Below are 18,817 nucleotides of genomic sequence, written 5' to 3'. Positions count from 1 at the left end.
ACTCATTGTTATATTTTTTTAACAAAAGAAATTCCTATATGAATTCCCGTTTCCTCCTTTGCACACATCCGTTGCAAGTGGTGCTTTATATTTGCTGCTCTTAACTTTTTACCGTGAAGCTACGCTCAGCCATTTCCATCATCGCCCTTGTAATTGTGATTGACCAGGCCCTGAAGTTCTGGATTAAAACCTCTTTCCCTTACGGTCATGTGATGGACATGGGCGGACAGCGTTGGGCGCAGTTTTATTTCATCGAAAATCCTGGCATGGCCTGGGGCATGGAGCTTGGCGGCAATTGGGGTAAACTGATTCTTACACTTTTCCGGTTAGCGGCCGTAACCTTTGGCAGTTGGTACTTGGTGCGCATTGTCAAGCAGGGGTATTCAAAGGGATTTATCGTTTGCGCCGCCTTAATTTATGCCGGCGCTTTGGGCAATTTAATTGACAGCATGTTTTACGGAATGATCTTCGAAGAAAGCACCTACACCCATATTGCTAAAGCCTTTCCTGCAGGCGGCGGTTACGGCGGCTTTTTGCACGGCAAGGTGGTGGACATGCTTTACTTTCCGATGATTGAAAACGCTCACTTCCCGGATTGGCTGCCCATCCTTGGTGGAAAGGAATTTACTTTTTTCTCGCCCATCTTCAACATCGCTGATGCTTCTATTTCAGTCGGTGTACTTACATTGTTGCTGTTTCAAAAACGTTTCTTGCACAAGCGGGAAGTTGAAGTAAACGAAGACACGGCACAACCGCAAATTTCTTCCGAAGAAGCGCAGCAAATGATTTGAATACCGGACGTTGGATGGTGAGAGTTAGCGCGATGAGGACAAATTCTTCTTATCTTTTTCTTACTATTCCTGCAAAGGATAAGTGCAACTAAACACGTTGCATAACACGAAATATCCAACGTCCATCCTCGTTCCTTCTTCACTCGTAATTGCCAAACCACGATTGGTCCCAACTTGCGGCGTCGTGTACCGTCTGGTTATCGTGTTGCGCGAAGCGATGGTTGTTTAAATCGCTTTTGTAAACAATGCGGAGCGGGCTTGTTTTGCTTGAAACCTTTGCCGTTTTGATGGTTTGTAAAACCGGCGACTGATTTTTTTGTGTAGCGGTTGTTTTCATGACAATTAGAATTGTGTACGGATGAATCGTTAGCCAACAGGCTGTTAAAGAAAAACAATCGTTGGCTGAAATGCAAGACAGTTGATTAGTTGAAAAGTTGATTGGTCATAGCAAACGCATTAACCCGGAAAACACTCAACATCTCAACCAATTAACCAGTCAACCAATCAACTAATTAACGTTCACTCACCCACGCCAATTCGTATATTCGGGCTCATGGAAACCGTTGCGCAGTTACCAAAATACAATTTAAACGAGGAGCAGGAAAAGAAGCTAATTCTGCGGGAATACCGGGCACTTTTGCGCTCGCTGAAGGCTCGTATTAAACCCGGTGATCGTAAACTCATTCGGCAGGCCTTTGAAATGGCCGCCGATGCGCACAAAACCATGCGCCGCAAAAGCGGCGAACCTTACATTCTTCACCCCTTGGCCGTTGCCAGAATATGTACCGAAGAGATTGGCCTGGGCGTTCGTTCTACCATTTGCTCTCTCTTGCATGATACCGTTGAAGACACGGACATTTCACTGGATGATGTACAGCGCGAATTTGGCGGCGAGATAGCCAAAATTGTTGACGGCCTTACCAAGATTTCAAATGTAGTGGACGTTAACGCTTCGCAACAGGCCGAGAACTTTCGCAAAATCTTGCTCACGCTGACTGATGACCCGCGTGTTATCCTAATCAAACTCGCCGACCGCCTGCACAACATGCGCACTCTTGACAGCATGAAGCAGGAAAAACAACTCAAGATTTCTTCCGAGACCATTTATGTGTACGCACCGCTTGCACACCGCATGGGATTGTACAGCATCAAAACGGAGATGGAAGATCTTGCGATGAAATACCTGGAGCCACAGACGTATAAAGAGATTGCCCGCAAACTTTCCGAGACCAAACGCGAACGCACAAAATTTATCAACGAGTTTATCAAGCCGCTTCGCGATAAGATGGAAAAAGCCGGTTTTGATTTTGAAATTTACGGACGGCCAAAAAGCATCCATTCCATCTGGAACAAGATGAAAAAAAAGAGCGTGAGCTTTGAAGAAGTTTACGACCTCTTCGCTATACGTGTTATTTTAAATTCTCCTCCCGAAAAAGAGAAAGAAGATTGCTGGAAAGTGTATTCGATGATAACCGATGAATACACGCCTTTGCCTGAACGGTTACGCGACTGGCTTAGCAATCCAAAGGCCAATGGCTACGAAGCCTTGCACACAACCGTGATGGGGCCGCAGGGAAAATGGGTGGAAGTGCAAGTGCGTACGAAGCGCATGAACGAGATTGCAGAAAAAGGCCTCGCGGCGCATTACAAGTACAAAGAAGGCAAGGAGGATGAAAGCCGCTTTGACAAATGGTTTAGCCAAATTCGCGAAGTCATTACTTCGCAGGATGTGGACTCGGTTGATTTTCTGCAAGATTTCAAACGCAGTTTTCTGGCCGAGGAAATTTACATCTACACACCAAAAGGCGATGTAAAAATGCTGCCCACCGGCGCTACGGCTTTGGACTTTGCTTTCGCCGTCCACAGCGAAGTGGGTTCTAAATGCATCGGGGCCAAAGTAAACCACAAGCTGATCCCTATTTCGCACAAATTGCGCAGCGGCGACCAGGTAGAAATCATTACCTCCAACAAACAGAAACCATCGGAAGACTGGCTGAATTTCGTGGTTACGGCAAAGGCAAGAACCAAGATCAAAGACTCGCTGAAGGAGGAGAAAAAAGCCGTGGCGGAAGAAGGTCGTTATACGGTACAGCGTAAACTGGAGGGGCTTGGCGCAGTCGTCAACCCGCACAATATTGACGAACTGGTAACGTATTACAAGCTGGCTTCACCGTTAGAATTGTATTACGCTATTGCTGTAAAAAACATTGACCTCAAAGAAATAAAAGAGTTCAAGGTTGTTGGCGATAAAATTGAAGCACCAAAACCGGCAAAAGCGCTGGAGCCAAAGCCTGAGTATCATCCTTCCCTTCCCAAAAAAGACACAGAGCTTATCATTTTTGGTGAAAGCAGCGACCGTATTGTTTACAATCTTGCCAATTGTTGCAAGCCCATTCCCGGCGACGATGTATTTGGCTTTGTAACGACGGGTAAAGGCCTCACCATTCACCGTACCACTTGTCCCAATGCCGCCAAGCTGATGTCTAATTACGGCCACCGCATCGTTAAAACAAAATGGGCCAAGAACAAGGAGATTTCCTTTCTTACCGGCCTGCGCATCATTGGCATGGACGATGTGGGCGTTGTAAACAAAATCACCAACATCATCAGCGGCGACCTGCGCATCAATATTTCCGCAATTACCATTGAGTCGAAAGAAGGCTTGTTTGAAGGAAGCATCAAACTTTTCGTGCACGACAAGGAAGAACTTGACGAATTGGTTGACCGGCTGAAATCGCTTAAAGGCATCCATTCGGTGGAGCGGTTTGAAACAGAAGCGATTTGAGGTTTATGGTTGGTAGTTTGTAGTTTCATTTTGTGCGCACGGCCATTGCGCCTGGGCGTTTTCGCCAACTGCGGAGAGTTTGCGAAATGAAAACGCTTTTATCTCATCGCGCTTAACCACAAACCTTTTCCGCCAAACTTTACCAACTCTTTATTTGGATTTTTGGCCGCAAGGCTTAGATTTGCAGCCATAATAATTATTGTTTCACCGCATTTAAATTTCCATTTAAGATGCCAGTTAAAATCCGTTTACAAAGACACGGGTCCAAGAAGAGACCCTTCTACTTCATTGTTGTTGCCGATGCACGGGCTCCCCGCGACGGTAAATTCATCCAAAAGTTAGGAACCTACAATCCGCAAACGCAGCCGTCCACCATTCAGTTGGATCGTCAGCGTGCGCTGGACTGGCTAAACAAAGGTGCGCAGCCAACCGACACTGTCCGGAAACTTTTATCGAACAAGGGCGTCCTGTACCTGAAGCACTTGCTTCGCGGTGTAGGCCTGGGCCTGTTTGACGAAGCAACAGCCATGACCAAATTCCAAGCCTGGCACACGGAACACGAAGCACAAATCCGCAAGCGCCAGGAAGAAGCTCAACGAGAAAGAAGAGCAAGAAGAAACCCTACTTACCAACGCCGCGAAAGACGCCCGGCGCCGGATGCAGGTTCTGAAGCTTAATTGATCCCGCGACCTTCAACAGATTAAAGTCCTTCCGTTTGGAAGGACTTTTTTTATGAAATCAGCGCCTGCCCAACTATCAGACATTTGTTGCGTCGCACTCTTCAACGCTTTGTTCGCTATGCGGCATTCGGCTGCAACACCTCATTGCGCAACCTCGTAAAATAGGAAACTGTAAAAAGTTAGATAAGTAGAGGTTCGTGCGAAGGAAAGCTTCTTTATTTTTCTATTTTGCAAAGGCCGTAATTTGCAAAAAAACAAATTGGTAAAAACCCTTTTCAATACCGAACCTGTCAGGGAAATTGGCAGTGAGCACGCCTTGCTGCTGGAGGCAGGAAATGATTTTTGCTGTTATGTTTATTGGCACAAAGCCGATAACAAAATAGACGGCTTAAAATACCTCTCGTTTGACGAAACGGAAACCGAACGGCGGCTCTTGGAAATTATTAACGAACTGCAAAATAAAAGGGTTGGAAACGCGGTTGTTTGCGCTGCATTTTCACAGGCCTTGCTTGTTCCCAACAAATTCTTCAAACAAGATTATTCAATGTTGGATGCCGTTTACAGCCAGGCCGGCCAAACTTATTTCCACGATGCCATTCCTGAGTGGCAGTTGGTAAATGCCTACTCGGTCCCGGCTGGTTTTAATCAGGCCGTTCAAAGTGCGTTTACATCGGTTCAATTCCTTCACGCTTACACGCCCACCATTAAAATTTATAATGGCTATATTGCCGATAACCAGCTCCTGGTTCATTTTACCACCCAGCATTTTAGGGTTTTGTTGAAAAAAGATTCCGCCGTTCACCTGGCGCAAACCTATGCGTACAAAACGCCGTTGGATGTGGTGTATTACCTGCTTAAAGTTTGTTATGAATTTGGCATGGCTCAGCAGAATGTGTATTTGATTTTATCGGGGTTGATCGAGAAGGATTCGAATCTGGTCACCGAACTTCAACAGTATTTCATCAACCTGCATTTTGCAAACCCGCCGGAAATTTCACTGTCAGATGATACATACCCGCATCATTTTTTCACTTCGCTTTTTAATCTTGCCGCATGCGTATCATAAGCGGAAACCTGGGCGGACGGCGCATCAGTCCGCCGGCCAACATGCCGCACACAAGGCCTACAACAGACATTGCCAAAGAAGGCTTGTTTAACATCCTGCAAAACAATCTTGACTTTGAAGAACTAAAGACGCTTGATTTGTTTGGCGGTACCGGCAACATCAGTTATGAACTGGCATCAAGAGGCGCAAAGGATTTAACGATTGTAGAAAAGGATGACAAGATGTTTTCTTTCATTAAAAAAACGGCTGCGGAACTGAAACTTGAAAACTTTAAAGTGGTGAAATCGGATGTCTTTCGGTTCATTGAAACAACAACCGAAAAATACGATTTCATTTTCGCCGGTCCTCCTTATGCCTTAACCACAATTGACGAACTGCCCAAACTTATTTTTGAAAAAGCCTTGTTGAACAGCGGCGGTTGGTTTGTATTGGAACATACGCCCCGCAACGATTACAAAAGCTTTCCGCATTATTTGCGGGAGAAGAATTACGGAACCACAATTTTTTCTGTTTTTGAAATGTAAGCCGAAAAAGAACGCCATGTTGAAGAAGGAAGCCCGCAAGATTTACAACAAGAAAAGAGAAGGGATTTCTTACGCAGACAAATTGAAATGGGACGATCTCATCCTGATAAATTTTCAAACAATCGAGATGCCTTTCCTTCAAACGGTGTTTAGTTTTTATCCGATGGAAGAACGCAACGAAATAAATGCTTTTCTTATCACCGATTACCTGCATTTCAGAAACTTGTCTTTGCAAATTTGTTATCCAAAGATGGACATCAAAGAACCCAACATGGAAGCCGTTGCCTGCAAAGCCGACACCGTGTTTGAAGCCAATGCCCTCAACATTCTGGAACCGCTTGAAGCTGAAATCATCAACCCGGAAGACATTGATCTTGTGCTGGCACCCATGCTTGTTTGCGACGTACAAGGCAACCGCGTGGGTTACGGCAAAGGCTATTACGACCGTTACTTAAACCGCTGCAATCCCTCGTGCATTAAAGTCGGCCTTTCATATTTTGAACCCGTTGGCAAGATAGAAGACGCCGATGAATTTGACGTAGCTTTGGACTTTTGTATCACCCCGCAAAAGGCCTATGTTTTCTAACTGGTTTTTAAAATCCTTCCGCATTTTACTCCTGCCGTTTGCGCTCTTGTTTGGCTTTGTCGTTAGCATCCGTAACTGGCTTTACGACAAAAATATTTTGAAATCATCCTCTTTTGGTTTGCCGCTGATCTGCGTGGGTAATTTATCGGTTGGCGGCACGGGCAAATCGCCGATGGTAGAATTTTTGGTGCTGCATTTAAAAGGCCGCTATAAAGTGGCAACCCTCAGCCGCGGTTACAAGCGCAAAACAAAGGGCTATGCATTAGCCAATGCCGAAACGACGGCCATTGACATTGGCGACGAGCCTTTGCAGTTTTATAAAAAGTTCCCCGACGTTCCCGTTGCCATTGGGGAAGAACGGTTGGTCGCCATTCCGCAACTTCTGCACGATAAACCCGACACCCAGGTTATTATTCTTGACGATGCCTTTCAACACCGCGCCATTAAAGCCGGACTAAACATTTTGCTCACCGATTGCGGCAATCTTTTTACCCGCGATTTTTATCTGCCCACCGGCGACTTGCGCGACGCAAGAGAGAGTTACAAGCGAGCTCAAATTATTGTCGTAACCAAATGTCCTCCCGATCTTCCGGTGCAGGAAAAAGAAGCGTTGATAAAAGAAATAGATCCGCAAAAAGATCAGCGCATTTTCTTTACCACCATTGCCTATGGCACACCTTATCACATCACGCACCATAACTTTACGTACATTGAGGAATCCACGGAAATGTTGTTGGTGACCGGCATTGCCAACCCGCGGCCTTTGAAAACATTTTTAGAAGAGCGGATTCAAACCTATTACATGATGCATTACAACGATCATCATATTTTTTCCATTGACGATTGGCGGGACATCAAAAAAAGATTTGAGAGCATCGAGGCAAAAAAGAAAATGATTCTCACCACCGAAAAAGACGCGATGCGCTTACTCAAGTTTGCGCAGGAAATTGACGGCATGCCTTTTTACGTGATGCCCATTGAGCACAAATTTTTGTTTGGCGAAGAAGTGGATTTTTTGAATGCGGTTACGGGCTTTATCGAAAACTTTAAAACACCGGCATAATCATGGGACGAAAAAACAACGGCAAGAAAGGCGACAGAAAAAAGAGCGGACATCCTCACAAAACCCACAACGAGTACAAAGGCAAACTGGAGATTACCCGCAGCGGTATGGGTTTCGTCATTGTAGAAGGATTGGAAACGGACATTCTTGTGCGTCCGTCTGACTTTAACAGCGCCATGCACGGCGACACGGTTCGTGTGCGGTTGAAAGAAGACCGCGGCGGCAAACGCAAGCAGGGCGTGGTGGTTGGTGTTTCGGAAAGAAAACAATCGGAGTTTGTGGGCAAGCTGGAGATGAACAAAGGCTTTGCTTTTTTTGTAGCCGAAGGCGACAAGCGCATGCCCGACATTTATATTCCCGAGAAAGCTTTTAACAATGCGACCGAGAATGACCGCGTAGTTGTAAGGGTAAAGGAGTGGAGTGATGACAAAAGCAAACGACCCGTTGGTGAAGTGGTCAGTATTTTAAATGCTGGAGACGCCAATGACATGGCGATGAAAGAAATCCTTCTCGAAGCAGGTTTTCCCATAGAGTTTCCCGACGAAGTGATGGAAGAAGCGGCCCGCATTCCCGATGCGATTCCCGAGAGTGAAATAAAAAAGCGGAAAGATTTTCGCGACGTGCTTACGTTCACCATTGATCCTGTTGACGCCAAAGATTTTGACGATGCGCTTTCCATCAAAGTATTGAAGAACGGCAATTACCAAATCGGCGTGCACATTGCTGACGTGAGTTATTACGTGCAACCCGATACGGCGCTTGATGAGTTTGCCTACAAAAAAGCAACGTCCGTTTATCTGCCCGACCGCGTGAATCCAATGTTGCCCGAACACATTTCCAACGTGCTTTGCTCACTTCGTCCAAACGAAGACAAGCTGACCTTTTCCGCCGTGTTTGAAATGAGTCCGAAAGGTGCGGTAAAAAAATATTGGTTAGGAAGAACCGCCATTCATTCAAACCATCGTTTTACTTACGAAGAAGTGCAGGAAATCATCGAAAAAGAAACCGGCATTTACAGCGATGAAATTCTTTTGTTAAACAGCATTGCGCGGCGCTTGCGGGCAAAGCGTTTTGATGCCGGCGCCATCAACTTTTCCAGCACCGAAGTGCGGTTTAAATTGGATGAGAAAGGAAAACCCATTGGCATTGTAGTGAAAGAAAGCAAGGAGTCGCATCAACTGATTGAAGAGTTCATGCTGTTGGCAAACAAATTTGTGGCGCAGCACGTGTCAAAGATTGAGGTAGCCAAGAAACCCATTCCGTTTCCGTACCGCGTACACGACTTGCCAAACGAAGAAAAGATGTTGCCCTTCATGGCTTTCGCCAAAAAGTTCGGCCACAAGTTTGACACAAGCTCACCCGAAAAAATTGCCGAATCCTTTAACACCATGTTGAAGGACGTGCAAGGAAAACCCGAACAACACGTGCTCGAACAATTAGGCATTCGCACGATGGCGAAGGCGGCTTACACAACTGACAACATCGGACACTACGGCCTGGGCTTTGAAAACTATTGTCATTTTACCTCGCCCATTCGCCGCTACCCCGATGTGATGGTGCACCGCGTGTTGGAAGAGATATTAAGCGGCAAGGTTCACCCTGACAAAAAAATGGAAGCCAAGTGCAAGCATTGCAGCGAACGCGAACGGGCCGCCATGGAAGCCGAACGGGCCGCCAACAAATACAAGCAGGTGGAATACATGCGCGACTTTTTGGGCGAGGAGTTTGAAGGCGTTATCAGCGGCGTGGCGGCCTTTGGCTTTTGGGTGGAAACCATCGAGCACAAATGCGAAGGCATGGTGAGCATTACCTCGCTTGCCGAGTACGATGAATTCAGGTTGGTAGACACTGATTATAGTTTGGTGGGAATGCGCAGCGGTCGCAAGTTTCGCATGGGCGACAAGGTGCGGATTAAAGTGATAGCCGCCAACTTGGAAAAGCGCCAGCTTGATTACGAATGGGTGCTGACGGCAACGGTTGACGAAGAAGAAAGAACAACAATCCAAGAAAAGCCGAAACAAAAAACGAAACGAAAAAAGAAGAAAAGCGAAGAGTGATGTTTTTGAACCATACGTTTGTCTATCTATTTGGCTTTCGTTGCGTCGCACTCGTGTACGTTTGTACCGCTATTTAGCAATCGCGTATAAACAGACAGTTTTTCGCCGTTGTTGGTATGCCGCTTAGCTTTGTGCAACGCGTACCAACAACAAGATAAACTATTCAATAATGCACTTCGGTTGTTGGTGGGCTAATCACCAAACTCACGCTTCACACCAACAGCGGCGTTTTTTAAAGATTTCAGGCTATCCTTTCCCGCTTTCTTCCTAATCTTTGCCCATGCAAAATTTTGAAGCGCTGTCAAAGCAATTCACCGAACAATTCAACAAAGACCACTTTCCCAAAGAGCCTTCCTCGCTCTACGAACCCAACGATTATTTTCTCTCTCTTGGCGGCAAGCGCATCCGGCCGGTGATGGTGTTGATGGGCAACGAACTCTTTGACAACATCACCGAAGATGCCTGGAACGTAGCCACTGCCGTTGAACTCTTTCACAACTTTACCCTTGTTCACGACGACATCATGGACAAGGCGCCGCTGCGCCGCGGTATGCAAACCGTGCACGAAAAATTCGGCGAAAGCACAGCCCTTCTCGCGGGTGATGTGATGCTGGTGGTGGCGTATGATTACCTGAACAAAGTTTCGCCAAACTATTTGCGTCGCATCATTCATCTGTTCAATCAAACGGCAAGGGAAGTTTGCGAAGGCCAGCAGCTGGACATGGATTTTGAAAAAAAAGAAAGCGTTGATTTTGCTTCGTACGAAAAAATGATAAGCCTGAAAACCTCTGTGTTGCTGGCGGCAAGCTTAAAAATGGGGGCCATTCTCGGCGGTGCGTTGGAACGAAACCAAAACCTAATTTACGAATTTGGCCGCAAGCTTGGCCTGGCTTTTCAGGTGCAGGACGATTACCTTGACGCCTTTGGTGACGCAGCCAAATTCGGCAAGCAAATTGGCGGCGACATCAAGGCCAATAAAAAAACTTTTTTGTTGATTCACGCATTGGAAACAACCTCGCCTTCGCAAAAAGAAAAGTTGAAGCACTTGTTGAAAACCGATGAATCTTCAAAGGTTGAAAAAGTGCTTGCGATATTTAAGGACTGCGGTGTAGATGATTGGGCCGAGCAATTGAAGGAGCAATATCTGGCCGAAGCATTAAAGCATTTGGATGACGTAGCCGTTCTGTCCATCCGTAAAGAACCATTGAAAGAGTTAGCGTCTTTTTTAATTCAGCGACAACATTAGTGCTCCTTTATGGCAATAAAAAAACCTCGCTTCACCGGCGAGGTTTTTTATGTTCTTTCCTTTGTCTTAGCGAATGATAATGGCGCCGCTTCCGGATGTTTTGATGATTTTTTTGTCGCCGGACATTAATTGCCTGCTTCCGCCAAGGCTTGCTCCGGGCAAATCTTTTAGGTTACCCCCGCCGGAAGCAACCACGTTACCTCCGCCTGCTGCAACTACATTCGCACCACCAATGGTGATAACGCTTCCGCCATCATTTGTAATAAGGTCGGCTGCAATGGATTTACCGTTTTGGTCAAACAGTACTACTGATTGGTTGTTTTTAACCGGAACCGTTCTGGTAACAATGTTCATATTTGAAAGGGACGACTGGTATTGCTGGACGTACTGTTTTAGTTCGTTGTAATTGTTCCAATGCCCCTGGTTGTAAAGATTGATGTTCAACTCCCAGGGTTGTGGCTGGCGTTTGTACATTTCTTTATACGCCTGAAAGATCCAGGGATCGCCTTTTTGCGCATGAACGGTTAACTGAAAGCTTAAGAGACACAGCAGAAAAGAAAGGGATAAGATTTTTTTCATAAAGTTCATTCGGTTTTAAATGAAGCGCCAATTTATAAACGCCGGATTTTTTATGCAAGACAATGCAAAGATATTTTTGCGGCAGGACATTGAGTTCTTAAAGCAAGAGGCTCAATCATCTTGATTGAGCCTCTTGCTTTATATAAAACGCCGTTTCGATTCGGAAATCATCTTAGATAACCAACAAAGCATCGCCGTAGCTAAAGAAACGGTATTTGTCTTTAATGGCCTTTTTATACGCCTCCATTGTCAAATCGTATCCTGCAAATGCACAGGTCATGATTAACAAACTTGTTTTGGGCAAATGAAAATTCGTGACCAGCGCATCGGCAATGCTGAAATTGTAAGGCGGATGGATGAACATGTTTGTCCAGCCTTCAGACGGTTTCAAAAATCCTTGCGCCGTTACTGAACTTTCCAGCGAACGCATCGTCGTTGTTCCAATAGAGCAGATGCGGCGACTGGTTTCTTTGGCTTTGTTCACAACTTTTACCGCCGGTTCGTCAATGCGGTAATACTCTGCGTCCATTTTGTGTTTGCTCAAATCTTCCACCTCAATTGGACGGAAAGTTCCCAGGCCTGTGTGCAGTGTTACCTCGGCAAAGCGAATGCCTTTGATTTCGCAACGCTTAATTAATTCGCGGCTGAAATGCAGTCCCGCAGTTGGTGCGGCTACCGCGCCTTCGTATTTCGCGTAAACGGTTTGGTAGCGTTCGCGGTCTTCGTCGTCGGGCTTGCGTTTGATGTATTTGGGCAGCGGCGTTTCACCGTATTTCTCCAGCGTGGCTTTAAATTCTTCTTCCGTGCCTTCGTGCAAAAACTTAATGGTGCGTCCACGGCTTGTGGTGTTGTCAATTACTTCGGCCACCAGTTCTTCTGTGTCACCGAAATAAAGTTTGTTGCCCACGCGAATCTTTCTTGCGGGATCAACAATCACATCCCAAAGACGGTGTTCTTTGTTCAATTCGCGAAGGAGAAAAACTTCAATCTTGGCGCCGGTCTTTTCCTTGCGCCCGTACATACGGGCCGAAAAAACCTTGGTGTTGTTCACTACGAACACGTCCTTGTCGTCAAAGTAATCAAGGATGTCGCGGAAGTGCTTGTTTTCCATTTCACCCGTCTTGCGGTTTACTACCATCATTCGGGCATCTTCGCGTCTTTTAGCAGGATGTTGGGCAATAAGATTCAGAGGAAGATCGAACTTGAATTGCGAAAGCTTCATGGGCTATTGTGCTGTTTATTGTTAGGCTATCGGACAGTACTGCGGAGCAAAGTGGGAGAGAGTTGACAGCAGACAGTTTGTAGTAAGCAGGCTTCGTGTTGTGAAGGCCGACTTAAAACGTAAAACTTTCAAGCTTTGAACTATCCCCGGTCTTACGGCACCGGAGTATGGTCATTTAGCAAAGGCCGCAAAAATAGGCGGAAATCATTTTTAGAGCGAATTTTTTTTCAGACACCGCTTCCTTCGGGTTTTGATTGTCTTATCTTCATTCCCAAACCGCAACTCCGACTTTATTATGAAACACCCGCTCTGTGCGTTGCTTCTTTTTTCCGTGACTTTTTCTTTTTCGCAACCCTCCAAAATAAAGCCTAATAAATACCCCAGCCTTTTGTGGGAGATAAGAGGCAAGGGATTCACCAAGCCGTCTTACTTGTTTGGCACCATGCACGTGAGCAGTAAAATGGTGTTCAATCTTTCCGATTCGTTTTACATCGGCATTCGTAACGCACAGGTGGTGGCGTTGGAAACCAATCCCGGAACATGGCAAGAAGATTTTTCCCGTTACGATATGGACGGTGAAAGCCAGCGGACCATGCGGCGTTCTGCCAGCGGCATAGATGCTTATGCAGCACCGCACGATTACCTTACACTAAACACGCTAAAGCTCACGGCTTACGAAAAGCTGATGGAAGCCGCGCTGTACAGCAATCCCTCTATCATCAACAATTTTTTGTACCGCAGCCGCTCAGGTCTTGCCGCTGATTTTGAAGAAGACACTTATCTTGATTTGCACATCTTCCAGGCCGGTAAAAAGTTGGGCAAAAAGCTTTGCGGGGTAGAAGATTTCGACGGCAGCATGGAATTGGTAAAAGAGGCTTACGCCGATGCAGCCCGCGAGAAAAATAAAAAGGAAAAAGGTTCCGATTACGACGAAGAATTCTCATATCGCAACATGGAAGTGGCTTACCGCAGCGGCAACCTTGATTTGCTGGACACCATCAACAAAGTCAACAGCCAGTCGGCGGCATTTGACGAAAAATTTTTATACAGGCGAAACGAAATTCAGGCGCATTCGATTGATTCAATTTTAAAAAATGGATTGACGCTTTTTGTGGGAGTGGGTGCTGCGCATTTACCCGGAAACAGAGGAGTAATTGAACTTTTACGCCGCGCCGGTTACACGTTGCGTCCCATTAAAATGCAGCAACGTGATGGCCGTCACAAAGAAGCCATTGAAAGACTTCGCGTGCCTGTGCAGTTTGCAAAACAAACATCGGCTGATGGTTTTTTCTCCGTTAACGCGCCGGGCAAATTCTACCGCTTCGGCCCTTCGTATGGCGGCGTTGAGATGCAGCAGTACGCCGACATGACCAACGGCAGTTATTACATGGTTACCCGCGTGTTTACCAATGCGGCCATTCTCGGCCAAAGCGAGGAGCAAGTGCAGCGAAAGATCGACAGTGTTTTGTACGAAAACATTCCCGGCAAAATTTTAAGCAAGAAATCTATTGTAAAAAACGGGTATCGCGGCTTCGACATCAGCAACCGCACCCGTCACGGCGATTACCAGCGTTACAATATTTTCGTTACGCCTTTTGAAATTCTCATTTTTAAAATGAGCGGCACGGGTGATTATGTGAAACTGGGCAATGAAGCCGAGCAGTTTTTTTCTTCCATTCAATTAAAAGAAACCGGCACAACCGCCTGGAAAAAATTTAAACCTTCTTACGGTGGATTTGAAGCGGAATTGCCACACGATCCGCTGATTTTTAAAAACGACGACTGGCAGTTCGCGGCCTTTGATGCAGCCACGAAAACCGCCTTTGCAATCATTCGTACCGACGTGTACAACCACAGCTTTGTGGAAGAGGATTCTTTCGATCTTGACCTAATGGAAGAAAGCTTTGCAAGTTCTGAATTTATTCAGCGGGAGCTTAGCCGCAGGATTTCAACGGTGGGCGGCTATCCGGCGTTAGACCTAAAATATAAATTCAAGGACAGTTCAGTGGCGTTGGTGCGCTTTTTACTAAATGGCCCCCGTTACTATACGTTAATTGCAAAAGCCCGTACCGACAACAGGCTGATGCAGCAATTCATTCAATCTTTTTCCATCAAACCATTTGTTTATGACGAAGCAAAAACAGAAAGCGATACAGCCCTGTTCTTTCGTGTGAAAACACCCGTACCGCTGGAAAAGAAAAAGAAACTGTCCATGTACCCCGAAGAAAGTTTATACGGTGGTTACGACGCGCCGGACGATGACGATTCTCTCGTTAACCGCGGCAAATACACCAGCAAAATCATCGAAAATGATTCGACCGGTGAAAAGATTTACGTTTCGTTTTACAAACCTTCCGCATATTTCTACGATGCTTTGCCCGATAAAAAAGATTCGATGGACCTGGATGAAAAATGGGTGCTTCGCCAGAAGAAGGTGGATACGCTTTCGGACAAAACCATTGTTACCACGATAGAGCTTGGTGGCAGGGCCAGCAGCCGTATGCTGAAGATGAAAGCGATTGAAAAGGACGGCGTGGATTATGAATTGCAAACCGAAACAGATACGCTGGCAGCGCCCAGTGCTTTCGTTCAATCCTTCTTCGAAAGCTTTTCACCGGTTGATAAATGGAAAGACACGGACACGAAAAAGAAAAAAACGCCCCTCTTTTTCTCGCAATTTTTCAGCAAGGACACTGTGCAGCACCGAATGGCCCTGAAAAATATTGCCAGCGTAACAATGGATTCGACCGATTTCGGCAACCTTAAAAAATGTCTTGAATCACTTGGCTGGAAAGAAAAAAATTATCTCGACACAAAGAAGGCTTTTATCGGGAAGTTTTCCTCGATGCCGACAAAAGAGGCTTCGGATTATTTGCGAACCTTGTATCCATCAGCCGGTGATACGCTGGAACTTCAGTACGCCATCCTCGAAACACTTTTGCAGCAGTCCACGGCTTATTCGTATAAAACCTTTGCAATCCTTTTAGAAAATGATCCGCCTGTTTTAACCGCCGCTTCTTCCTTTGCAAAGGCTTATTCCCGCCGGCGTATTCTTTCGCCGTTGTTGCCCGATGAAAGCACGGATTACAACGATGGCTCTTTTATAAACAACCTTAACGACTCGGTTCAACTCACGGCCGGCATTTACAAAAACCTGTTGCCGCTGATAAACCTTGACGATTACAAAGAACCGGTGATGACTCTTACCGCCATGTTGCTCGACAGCAGCCTCATTGGCGCAAACGACTACGAGGCCTATCTGCCTAAGCTTCTCATCGAAGCAAAACAACTTCTGAAAAAACAAATCATCGGGGAAAAATCAAGAGCCATTGAAAAGGCGCGGGAAATGGAAAGTGAAAAGAATCTCTACAACCGTTACGGGAACAGCAGCGATGAGGGCAATGCCCGCCTTAGTTTGTATGCGTCTTTGCTGATACCGTTTTGGGATAAAAACGAACAGGTGTCACAGATTCTTCTGCGGATGTTGGGGAGCAACGACAAACGACTAAAATACAACACCGCGATAACCTTGTTGCGCAATAAAAGGCCCTTGCCCGATACCTTGTTAACTTATTTTGCCGCTTCAGATGAATACCGCTACGAGTTGTATAATGATATGCGAAAGATGAAGAAATTGTCGCTTTATCCTGCTGCTTACAATAGCCAGGAAGCAATTGCCCGCAGCCAGCTTCTTTTTGAACAATCGTATAACAAACCCGATACGATTACCTTCTTAACAAAGGTTCCGCTTGCGTACAAAGGCCGCAGCGGTTACGTGTACGTTTTCAAATACAAAGAAACAAAAGCCGATAATAATTGGAAACTGGCCACCGTAGGACTTCTGCCAAAAAACGAAACCGGATATTGGTTTGAAGAAAAGGATTCAACGACCGAACGCGATTATGATTTTACGACGCTTTCCTCAACGAAGCTGACCGCCGAGACGCCTGAAAATGAACAAATACAAAAACTGGTGAAAAGGTTGTTGTACAGCAAACGCAAAAGTGCGGCTCAGTTCTATTCAGACGAAGGAGGATACGGCGGAGGCAATTACTCCCGGGTCATCAGGGATTGATTTGCGGAACGGCATTGAGCAACGCTTGTGTGTAGGAATTCTTCGGATGGTTGTATACCTCTTCAGCCAAGCCACTTTCCACAATGTTACCGGCCTGCATTACCAAAACCCGGTCGCACATGTAGCGCACCACTGAAAGGTCGTGTGAGATAAAAAGAAGCGTTAAGCCCAATTCCTTTTTTAAATCGTTCAAAAGATTTAATACTTGCGCCTGCACGCTTACATCAAGCGCCGAAACCGATTCGTCGCAAACCAAAAAATCAGGGTTTAAACCAAGCGCTCTTGCAATAACAATGCGCTGTCGCTGGCCGCCCGAAAATTCGTGCGGATAACGGTTTAGCGCAGAAGCCGGAAGGCTTACTTTTTCCAATAATTCAGTTGCTCTTTTCCGGCGTGCTTTTGCAGACGTTTCAATGCCTGCAACGGCCATGGGTTCGGCCAGTGCCGATTCAATAGTTAATCGCGGATTAAGCGATGAGTAAGGATCCTGAAAGACCAGTTGTACATTTTTGCGCAAAGCTTTTGTTTGTTCCTTTGACAACTGCGTAATGTCTGTTCCGTTATAAATAATTTTTCCCGATGAAGGCTCAACGAGCCGAAGCAAGCTTCGCCCCAGTGTTGTTTTGCCACAGCCCGATTCGCCAACGAGTCCAAGCGTTTCGTTTTTGAAAACGTCAAAGCTCACATTGTTTACGGCGGTAAAAAAACGCAGCGGCTTTCCAAACAGCGATGTCTTGGCGGGAAACTTTACCGTGAGATTTTGTACCTGCACGATACATTGTCTGAGGTTAGCCGTTTGATGTTCGGTGTTGCGAGCAGAAGCCTCGAATTTCGATCTTTCAAGTTCAGCCTTCCCCTCGCTTAAATAATCACTCACTGTTGGCAGGCGCTCACCTTTTGGATGCAGCGCCGGTCGGCAGGCAATCAAAGCTTTTGTATAAGGATGGAAGGCATTTCGAAAAATGGTTTGCGTACTTCCTTCTTCCACCAATTCGCCTTTGTACATGATGGCAACACGGTCGGCAATTTCGGCGACAACGCCCAGGTCGTGTGTAATGAAAATAACACCCATGTTTCGGGCCTGCTGCAATTCCTTTATCAGTTGCAGAATGGTTTTTTGCACGGTTACGTCAAGCGCGGTCGTTGGTTCATCGCAAATGAGCAGGTCAGGATTGCAACACATGGCCATTGCAATCATCACCCGTTGTTTTTGCCCGCCGCTTAACTGGTGCGGATAGCGATTGAAAATTTTTTTCGGCTCTGGCAGCTTTACTTTTTCAAACCATTCAATTGTTTGCCGTTTTGCCTCTGCGTTGGAAATCTTTTTGTGCACCAACAGGGCTTCCATCACTTGTTCGCCGCATTTTAAAACAGGATTTAAGGAAGTCATTGGCTCCTGGAAAATCATGGAGATTTTAGCACCGCGTATTCTTTGCAATTCTTTTTGCGGAAGCTGCAAAAGGTCAATGCTTTGGCCTTTTTCGGTAAAGATGATTTTGCCTTCGGGATAATGCGCCGGCGGCTTCGGCAACAATTGCAAAACAGAAAGTGATGTAACGGATTTTCCTGAACCGCTCTCGCCCACAAGGGCTACAATCTCACCGCGGTGTACCGAAAGCGAAATATTTTTTACGGCGCTTGTGTTTCCGTTTTCCGAAAGAAAATCAATGCTGAGATTTTGAATGCTTAACAAGGGCGCAGAATTCATTGGCAAGGTTTATCCAGCACTTTTATGGAAAGCGATTTTTTTGGTTTGGGATAATAGGCCAAACACAGGAGGCAATTTTGCGGTTCGCTACCAAGCGTAAAATAAAATTCATTGCCTTGCTTAATTGAATCGGGAAACGAGCAAGGATTGCCAAGAGCAAAAACGTTAGTGTATGTTTTGCCCGTGACTTCGTCTTGCCAATTAGCTTCGATGCTTGTCGTGTCGAGACTGCCCTGGAGCAATTGAACCGTGTAATTGCCGCACATGCCTTTTATCGCAAGCTTGCCTTTGAAACAGGAGTTTTGCACCGTGTCCTTTCGGCATTGAAAAGCAGCGCAAATAACAAAGGCCAATGCAAGAAATGCAACAAAGCGAATGGTCATAAGTTTTTTTATTGCGGTTGACAAGCATCGCGTTGCAACCGTTGCATCCTGA

At 46.0% G+C, this 18,817-nt stretch carries 15 protein-coding genes; 10 read left to right on the top strand and 5 right to left on the bottom strand.

Annotated features, from left to right (window positions below):
* Nucleotides 1-113: 113 nt before the first annotated feature.
* On the top strand, nt 114-791 hold the full coding sequence (locus FSB75_RS05530) for a lipoprotein signal peptidase (RefSeq protein ID WP_146783979.1): 678 nt from the start codon (nt 114-116) through the stop codon (nt 789-791).
* Between the two features lie 139 nt (nt 792-930).
* Here FSB75_RS05530 and FSB75_RS05525 read toward each other — a convergent pair whose 3' ends face one another.
* Nucleotides 931-1,128, bottom strand: a complete 198-nt coding sequence (locus FSB75_RS05525; protein WP_146783976.1) for a hypothetical protein — start codon at nt 1,126-1,128, stop codon at nt 931-933.
* Nucleotides 1,129-1,344: 216 nt separating this feature from the next.
* On the opposite strand from FSB75_RS05525, the gene FSB75_RS05520 reads away from it, so the two are divergent.
* The 8 genes from FSB75_RS05520 to FSB75_RS05485 all read left to right on the top strand — a co-directional run bounded on the left by FSB75_RS05520 (nt 1,345) and on the right by FSB75_RS05485 (nt 10,798).
* Nucleotides 1,345-3,576, top strand: a complete 2,232-nt coding sequence (locus FSB75_RS05520) for a RelA/SpoT family protein (protein WP_146783973.1) — start codon at nt 1,345-1,347, stop codon at nt 3,574-3,576.
* A gap of 230 nt (nt 3,577-3,806) precedes the next feature.
* Nucleotides 3,807-4,253, top strand: coding sequence for a 30S ribosomal protein S16 (gene rpsP / locus FSB75_RS22460; protein ID WP_146783969.1), 447 nt, complete (start codon nt 3,807-3,809; stop codon nt 4,251-4,253).
* Nucleotides 4,254-4,515: 262 nt separating this feature from the next.
* Nucleotides 4,516-5,322: a DUF3822 family protein gene (locus FSB75_RS05510; RefSeq protein WP_172623068.1), complete on the top strand. Its 807-nt coding sequence runs from the start codon at nt 4,516-4,518 to the stop codon at nt 5,320-5,322.
* Nucleotides 5,310-5,846, top strand: coding sequence for an RsmD family RNA methyltransferase (locus FSB75_RS05505; protein ID WP_146783963.1), 537 nt, complete (start codon nt 5,310-5,312; stop codon nt 5,844-5,846). Before FSB75_RS05510 ends, FSB75_RS05505 begins: the two co-directional genes overlap by 13 nt.
* Before the next feature lie 16 nt (nt 5,847-5,862).
* Nucleotides 5,863-6,432 carry a 5-formyltetrahydrofolate cyclo-ligase gene (locus tag FSB75_RS05500; RefSeq protein ID WP_146783958.1) on the top strand — a complete coding sequence of 190 codons (570 nt, stop codon included), beginning with the start codon at nt 5,863-5,865 and terminating at the stop codon, nt 6,430-6,432.
* Nucleotides 6,422-7,495 (top strand): tetraacyldisaccharide 4'-kinase, encoded by a 1,074-nt coding sequence (gene lpxK, locus FSB75_RS05495; protein ID WP_146783955.1) that lies wholly within the window; start codon nt 6,422-6,424, stop codon nt 7,493-7,495. The genes FSB75_RS05500 and lpxK overlap by 11 nt, the downstream gene beginning before the upstream one ends.
* Nucleotides 7,496-7,497: 2 nt before the next feature.
* The gene (rnr, locus tag FSB75_RS05490) at nt 7,498-9,552 is read left to right on the top strand and encodes a ribonuclease R (protein WP_146783952.1); all 2,055 of its coding nucleotides are present in this window, start codon (nt 7,498-7,500) and stop codon (nt 9,550-9,552) included.
* 280 nt (nt 9,553-9,832) lie between these two features.
* Entirely contained in the window at nt 9,833-10,798 is a 966-nt protein-coding gene (locus tag FSB75_RS05485) for a polyprenyl synthetase family protein (RefSeq protein ID WP_146783949.1), read from the top strand.
* Nucleotides 10,799-10,864: 66 nt separating this feature from the next.
* Here FSB75_RS05485 and FSB75_RS05480 read toward each other — a convergent pair whose 3' ends face one another.
* Both FSB75_RS05480 and queA read right to left on the bottom strand, forming a co-directional pair.
* Nucleotides 10,865-11,377, bottom strand: coding sequence for a hypothetical protein (locus tag FSB75_RS05480; RefSeq protein ID WP_146783946.1), 513 nt, complete (start codon nt 11,375-11,377; stop codon nt 10,865-10,867).
* A gap of 172 nt (nt 11,378-11,549) precedes the next feature.
* A complete protein-coding gene (gene queA, locus FSB75_RS05475; RefSeq protein ID WP_146783943.1) occupies nt 11,550-12,599 on the bottom strand; it encodes a tRNA preQ1(34) S-adenosylmethionine ribosyltransferase-isomerase QueA in 1,050 nt (349 codons plus the stop codon).
* Between the two features lie 295 nt (nt 12,600-12,894).
* Here queA and FSB75_RS05470 point away from each other — a divergent pair, with 295 nt between their 5' ends.
* Nucleotides 12,895-16,674, top strand: coding sequence for a TraB/GumN family protein (locus tag FSB75_RS05470; protein WP_146783940.1), 3,780 nt, complete (start codon nt 12,895-12,897; stop codon nt 16,672-16,674).
* Here the strand turns inward: FSB75_RS05470 and FSB75_RS05465 are convergent.
* Nucleotides 16,664-18,382, bottom strand: coding sequence for an ABC transporter ATP-binding protein (locus FSB75_RS05465; protein WP_146783937.1), 1,719 nt, complete (start codon nt 18,380-18,382; stop codon nt 16,664-16,666). The two genes, FSB75_RS05470 and FSB75_RS05465, sit on opposite strands and share 11 nt — an antisense overlap.
* The gene (locus FSB75_RS05460) at nt 18,379-18,765 is read right to left on the bottom strand and encodes a hypothetical protein (RefSeq protein ID WP_146783934.1); all 387 of its coding nucleotides are present in this window, start codon (nt 18,763-18,765) and stop codon (nt 18,379-18,381) included. Before FSB75_RS05460 ends, FSB75_RS05465 begins: the two co-directional genes overlap by 4 nt.
* Nucleotides 18,766-18,817: the final 52 nt, after the last annotated feature.

Source organism: Flavisolibacter ginsenosidimutans, from assembly GCF_007970805.1.
GTDB classification, from domain to species: domain Bacteria; phylum Bacteroidota; class Bacteroidia; order Chitinophagales; family Chitinophagaceae; genus Flavisolibacter; species Flavisolibacter ginsenosidimutans.
The sequence above is the reverse complement of the archived record's forward strand: the minus strand, read 5'-3'. Positions and strand labels throughout refer to the sequence as shown.